The sequence below is a fragment of the Bradyrhizobium sp. P2_E8 genome (assembly GCF_056403875.1).
In genome coordinates, this window is sequence record NZ_JBFUES010000542.1 from 1 (window position 1) to 5,091 (window position 5,091).

The following is a 5,091-nucleotide window of genomic DNA, read 5'->3' on the forward strand; positions in this document are numbered from 1 at the left end:
CTATGGCGGACCGCCACGGCTGGCCGCGTTATGTCGCGCACCAGGTCTATTACTCGCTGCTCGGCCGCGACTATGAGTGGGAGTTGATGCCGCTCGCGCACGACCAGGGCGTCGGTGCGCTGGTCTGGAGCCCGCTCGGTTGGGGCAGGTTGACCGGAAAGATCCGGCGCGGCCAGCCGCTGCCGCAAGAGAGCCGCCTGCACGCCACCGCGCAATTCGGCCCGCCCGTGGACGCGCAGCGACTTTACGCGATCGTCGACGTGTTAGACGCGATTGCAGCCGAGACCGGCCGCACCGTACCGCAGGTCGCGATCGCCTGGTTGCTGTCGCGCCCTACCGTCTCCTCCGTGATCATCGGGGCCCGCGACGAGGCGCAGCTGCGCGACAATCTCGGTGCGGTCGGCTGGTCGCTGGGCGCGGACCAGATCAAGCGCCTCGACGAGGCGAGCGCCGTCATGCCGCCCTATCCCTATTACCCCTATCGCATCCAGGAGGGTTTTGCGCGGCTCAATCGGCCGCTGGTGTGACGGATGGCTAATAGAAGGCGGCAATCGCTGCGCCCAGTCCTTGCGGAAGGTTGGGCTCGCTCTTCAGCGTGTCCAGGAAGACGGGATCGCCCGCCACCGTGAGACCATCGAGCTTGATCGGATGCAGCGGCTCGGCGACCGCTGCGACGGCCGCCAGATCGGGGCCGGTCCGGATGCCGTTATAGGCGAGCCGCGGGCGCAATTGGACATTGTTGCCGAACTGCTCGTCGAGTGCGAGGCGCCATCCGGCTCGTGACACCGTTCCGCTGGCGATCGCCGCGCTCATGGCGATGCTATGCGGTTGCAGCGTGCCGAGATTGCCGAGCGCGGCGCCCAGGCGGCTCGTCGCCTCCGCCAGCGTGACGTTCTCGATCCCCGGATCCTGGTCGGGCGAAGTGAAATCGATCGTCCGCGCGCTCCTGCCGATCTTGAGGGCCTCGCCGCTTGCGCCGGCTTGCTGCATGGCCTTCTTCGTCCCGTAGCGCGGCCGACCGCCGATCGTGACCAGGACGATATCCTGCTCGCGCGACTTGATCAGATGGACGTAGGGATCGCCGGTCACTCCCTTCACGACCAGGAGATCGGCGAACTTGCCCTTGGCGATCGTCCCCAACTTACCTTCCCATTTCAGGATCGCGGCGGGATTGCGCGTCGCCATCGCGACGATGTCGTAGTCGCTGAAGCCGAGATTGAAATGTGCGGATACGACCTTCGCCGCCTTCAGCTCGCCCAGCAGGTTCTTGCTGCCGGAGGGCGACCAGTCCGAGCCCAGCGCGACGGTGAGGCCTGCCGTGCGCGCGGCGACGATGTCGGTCGTCTTGCCATAGAGCAGCAGATTGCTGAGGGGCGACCACACGACCTTGGCATGGTTTTCAGCCATGGTTCCGAAGTCGGTCGCATCGAGCGCCGTACAATGAATACCGGCCAGCGACGGCTCGATCGCCCAGTCTCCCGCGGAGTTGCGCAAGGCGAGGAAGTGGCTGTGCGCCTTGGCGTCGATGCCTTCGCTGAGATGCAGCAGGAAGCACGCCGATGATTTGAGCTCGTTGTCGAACTTCGCCCAATCCTCGGCATCGATGTCTGGAATCTTGGAGTGTGCCCGCGGAAGATCGGGTGGGCTTCCGATCTCGGCCGCGCGTAGCGCCCCCTTGTAGTATTTGTGGATCGTGCCGCTCCAGTTCGACAGCGTGATCCCCTGGCTCGTCGTCGTTCCCGCGACCAGGCATTTGGCTTCGACATAGCGAACCAGGGCCGGCAGCAGCGAGCCGTCGTCGGCAAGAGCGATCGCGCTCATGGGGCCGGTCACGGACGTCTTGTACGATTTGGCGTTCTGCCACTGGTCGCGATTGCCAAAGAGTTGCGGCACGCGCCAGAGCGGCAGGATGTTGTAGCTGAGGTGATTGTGCAGCTCGATCAGGCCGGGATAGATGGTGCCGCCGGTGGCCACCGCGGCAACGGCCTCGAAGCCCGTTGGGGCCGGCTGTCCCTTGGCCAGGATCGCGGCGATCCGATTATCCTCGATGAAGATCGTCCCGTTCTTGATGACGTCGCCCTCCGCGGCCATCGTCACGATCCGGCCGGTCAGCGCCCATCGCTTCGGGCTTGCGGCCGGGCTCATGGAATCACCCCATCGGGAATGGTGATCGTGATCGTGCGCCGCTTGGTTGCTGCGTCAGCGCCCTGGCGTACGGCCCATGGCGTGTCTCCACGCATCCAGGCCGGCAGTCCCGCCGGAAGATCTTTTGCAATGATGTCGACGAGTTCGGACGGCTTGAAGGCGTCGCCATACGGCACGAGTGCCGTCGGCACGTCGGGATGCTCGACCTCAGGCGCCAGCGCGGCAAGGGCGGCATTCCATTTGGTCAGCATGATCTTGGTATTCGCGGCCTGCGTCGCCGAATCATGCGCAGAGCTTTCCGGCCAGGTCGGGTGGGTGATGTGCTGATACGCGAGGGTCTTGTAGGCCGCGCCGTCGGAGCTCTTGAGCCAGGCTTTCCAGGCCTCGTCCGCGAGGCCGCCGAGCGAGACGACAGCCTCGATGTTGCCGGGGCCCAGCACGGCCTTGAACCATTTGTTGCGATATTCGACGATGCCGGGCTCGTTCTTGTGCTTGGAGCCGCCGCTCTGACCGTAAACGCTGTACAGGAAGGTGTTCACCATCACGTAGCTCTGCGTGATGCCGAGCTTGGCCAGGAAGCCCTGGGTCCGGCGGCCCGCGGTGCCGACCAGGATCCGGCGCACGATGGTCTCGTGCTGGGCGGGGTCCTGGCCGACGATCAGCACGCGCGCCGATCCGTCGAGCCGRCCGCGGTGAAAGATCGGTCCCCATTCAATCCGGAAATCGTGGGGATCGTAGGCTTCAGCGCCGGGGTAGTCGGCGCACAGGTCGCGAAAGGGTTGTTCGCCGTATCCGCCGTCGAATTCTGTGAGCATGGAAAATGCTCCAATCTGCCGATGTCGAAATAGCTGCGTCAAAAAACTGGTTGCCGCAATCTTGGCGCTCGTTTGTTGCGCCATTCAACCTCTATGTGGGTCAAGACAGGGCGCGCAAAGGTTCACGAACGTCTCTCGCTCCGGGGCCGTGACAGAGCGTCGCGACAACGCGCCATGCAGAAACGCGCCCTGTACACGGTCGCGTGATCTCCATAACCTCCGCGGCGCAATTTTCAGGAGATGCGGCGTGGCGAAGAAGACGGCAAGCAAGAAGAAAAGTGTTTCAAGGAAAGTAACGAAGACCTCGAGCAAGAAAGCCACCGCCCGCAAGGGCGCCGTCGCGAAAGCCGCGAAGAAGGCAGTCAAGAAGGCGACCCCGCGCAAACCGGCCACAGCGCGCCGTCCCAAGGGACCGGTCTGGCAATGGTCTGCGGTCGACACTGCGGCCGCGATCCGCAATGGCGCAATCTCCGCGGTCGAGACCGTCGAGGCGCATCTGGATCGGATGCGCGCGGTCAATCCCAGGCTGAATGCGGTCGTTGTCGATCTCAGCAAGGAAGCGCTGAAGGCCGCGCATGCGGCCGACAAGCAGCGCGCCAAGGGCGGCGAGCTCGGCCTCCTGCACGGCGTGCCCATCACCATCAAGGAAAACGTCGATTACGAAGGCCGGCCGAACTTCAACGGCGTGCCCGCCAACAAGGACCTCATCGCGCCGTCGGATGCGCCGGTTGTCCGCAACCTGAAGAAGGCCGGCGCGATCGTCATCGGTCTCACCAACACGCCGGAATTCTCCTTCCGCGGCTTCACCGACAATCCCCTGCATGGGCTGACGCTGAACCCCTGGGACCCCGATATCACCTGCGGCGGCTCCTCGGGCGGCGCCGGTTCGGCGGTGGCCGCCGGCATCGGCACCATCGCCCACGGCAACGACATCGGCGGCTCGCTGCGCTGGCCGGCGCATTGCAACGGCATTGCCACGATCAAGCCGACGCAGGGCCGCATCCCCGCCTTCAACGGCAGCGCAACGGCCGAGCGACCGATGCTGGCGCATCTGATGTCGGCGCAGGGGCCGCTCGCCCGCCACGTCGCCGACGTCCGCCTTGCGCTGGAGGTGATGAGCCAGCGCGATCCGCGTGATCCCTGGTGGGTGCCGGCGCCGCTGGTCGGGTCGAAGCCGAAGGGACCGATCAAGGTCGCGCTGGCGAAGATCCCCGACGACATGAACGTCGATCCGTCCGTCGCCGCGGCGCTGCGCCAGGCCGCCGATCACCTCGAGCGTTCCGGTTATCGCGTCAGCGAGGTCGAGGTGCCCGACATCAACGGCGTCTGGCAGACCTGGTGCGACATCATCACCAACGAGACGATGGTGATGCAGGAGGCCGCGATGCTGAAGGTCACGACCGAGGATTTCCACAAGGCGTGGAACGGCATGAAGACCAAGGCCAACGTGCTCGATCTCAAGGCCTGGATGCAGGCGACGGCCGCGCGCAACGGCCACATCCGCGCCTGGCAGCTGTTCTTCGAGGACTATCCGGTCGTGCTGGCGCCGACCACGGTCAGTCCGACGCCGGGCCCGCGCGACGACTCGGTCAGCGCCGAGCGCGTGCAGGAGGTGTTCTGGGGCGGGATACGCTTCATCTCCGCGATCAACGTGCTGGGCCTGCCCGGCGCGGTCGTGCCGGTGGCGCTGCACGAGGGCAAGCCGATCGGCGTGCAGCTCATCACCGGGCGCTATCGCGAGGACCTCGCGCTCGATGCCGCGGCGGCGATCGAGAAGCGTGCCGGCGTGCTCGCCCATCGCCTCTGGGAGACGATGGAATAGAGGTTGGTCCCCCCTCTTCCCTTGTGGGAGAGGGTGGCTCGCCGCGCAGCGGCGAGACGGGTGAGGGGTTTCTCTCCTCGAGCGATCTCGTGCATTGGAATTCGTGGATGCAACCCCTCATCCGGCGCCGTAGCCGAAGCGTTGCTTCGGCGTTCTTAAGAACGGCGGCCAAAGGCCGCCTATGCCACCTTCTCCCACAAGGGGAGAAGGGTAGGCACGGCACGAGGCGCAGCAAGGCGCGCACCAAATTCGTTAATCCAATTTGATTCGTATTTTAGCCAATTCACCAATAACCGTTAGGGTTACTTC

At 65.1% G+C, this 5,091-nt stretch carries 4 protein-coding genes; 2 read left to right on the forward strand and 2 right to left on the reverse strand.

The window, feature by feature from the left end; translation table 11 throughout:
• The coding region (locus AC1D00_RS25950; protein ID WP_477012608.1) for an aldo/keto reductase at positions 1–527 on the forward strand (527 nt) is incomplete at its 5' end.
• A gap of 7 nt (positions 528–534) precedes the next feature.
• Here AC1D00_RS25950 and AC1D00_RS25955 read toward each other — a convergent pair.
• Both AC1D00_RS25955 and AC1D00_RS25960 read right to left on the reverse strand, forming a co-directional pair.
• Complete coding sequence (locus AC1D00_RS25955) at positions 535–2,145, reverse strand: amidohydrolase family protein (protein ID WP_477012609.1); 1,611 nt, start codon at positions 2,143–2,145, stop codon at positions 535–537.
• Positions 2,142–2,960: a uracil-DNA glycosylase family protein gene (locus AC1D00_RS25960; protein ID WP_477012610.1), complete on the reverse strand. Its 819-nt coding sequence runs from the start codon at positions 2,958–2,960 to the stop codon at positions 2,142–2,144. Before AC1D00_RS25960 ends, AC1D00_RS25955 begins: the two co-directional genes overlap by 4 nt.
• A 247-nt stretch (positions 2,961–3,207) precedes the next feature.
• Here AC1D00_RS25960 and AC1D00_RS25965 point away from each other — a divergent pair, with 247 nt between their 5' ends.
• On the forward strand, positions 3,208–4,782 hold the full coding sequence (locus AC1D00_RS25965; protein ID WP_477012611.1) for an amidase family protein: 1,575 nt from the start codon (positions 3,208–3,210) through the stop codon (positions 4,780–4,782).
• Positions 4,783–5,091: the final 309 nt, after the last annotated feature.